This is a genomic window from Mesorhizobium sp. M1E.F.Ca.ET.063.01.1.1, assembly GCF_003998155.1.
Lineage (GTDB): Bacteria > Pseudomonadota > Alphaproteobacteria > Rhizobiales > Rhizobiaceae > Mesorhizobium.
Genome location: NZ_RZSC01001200.1, coordinates 1 through 1,152, shown reverse-complemented (window position 1 = coordinate 1,152; position 1,152 = coordinate 1). Strand labels below are relative to the sequence as shown.

Annotated in this window: 2 protein-coding genes; both read left to right on the top strand. The window is 61.9% G+C overall.

The window, feature by feature from the left end:
• The first annotated feature begins 13 nt into the window (after window positions 1-13).
• Window positions 14-613, top strand: a complete 600-nt coding sequence (locus EOA29_RS37235) for a VOC family protein (RefSeq protein ID WP_189350393.1) — start codon at window positions 14-16, stop codon at window positions 611-613.
• 198 nt (window positions 614-811) lie between these two features.
• Window positions 812-1,152 (top strand): FAD-dependent oxidoreductase (locus tag EOA29_RS37230; protein WP_189479132.1); only part of this gene is annotated, 341 nt, incomplete at its 3' end.

The following is a 1,152-nucleotide window of genomic DNA, read 5'->3' as shown; positions in this document are numbered from 1 at the left end:
AATGGAGGGTGACGTGAAATACGCAATCCAGGCCGCGATGTTCGCAGCCACTTTGTTCGGCGCAATGGGAGCGGCGTCGGCCGACTCGATCCCCGGCATGCGCGGTCACGACCATACCGGCATCACCGTGCCCGACATGAAGCAGGCCGTCGATTTCTTCACCAATGTCGTAGGCTGCAAGAAGGCGATGTCCTTCGGCCCGTTCGCCGACGACAAGGGCACCTTCATGCAGGACCTGCTCGGCGTCGACCCGAAGGCGGTGATCGAGGAGATCACCATGGTCCGCTGCGGCACGGGATCGAACATCGAGCTGTTCAAATACACCGCGCCCGACCAGAAGGACCTGCAGCCGAAGAACAGCGACATCGGCGGCTTCCACATCGCCTTCTATGTCGATGACGTCGGCGCGGCGAAAACCTATCTTGACGCCAAGGGCGTGAAGACCAGACTCGGACCGCTGCCGGTCAAGGAAGGGCCGGCAGCCGGCGAGACCATCCTCTATTTCCAGGCGCCCTGGGGGCTGCAGCTCGAAGCGATCAGCTATCCCCAAGGCATGGCCTACGAGAAGGGCGCCGAGACGGTGCTGTGGAGCCCCAAGGATCCGCCCAAGTGAGTCGATCCGCAATGCGCATAGGCAATTGTTCAATTATAAAACTTTAAGCTTGAAATAATTGCCTTCGCGCGCGATACTGACGGTCGGGTTCGCCGGTGCTGCCGGCGCCCCCGGATACCCTTAGAGCGTTTCGCGCAATTCCGGACGGAAAACCGCTACGCACCTTTCCTGGAATTGCTCTAGAGGAGATCGCAAGACATGAAGGTTGCGGTTCTCGGCGGCGGACCGGCCGGCCTCTACTTTGCCATCTCATTGAAGCTGCGCGACGCCGCGCACGAGGTGACTGTCTATGAGCGCAACCGCCCGGACGACACCTTCGGCTGGGGCGTGGTGCTGTCGGCCGAAACGCTGGACAATCTGACCAGGAACGATCCCGTCAGCGCCGTCTGGATCAAGAAGCATTTCGCCTATTGGGACGACATTGCCGTCGTCCATGACGGCGTGCGCACCGTTTCCACCGGCCACGGATTCTGCGGTATCGGCCGCAAGCGGCTCTTGATCCTTTTGCAGCGGCGGCCGCCCCCCCCCCGCCTCCCCCC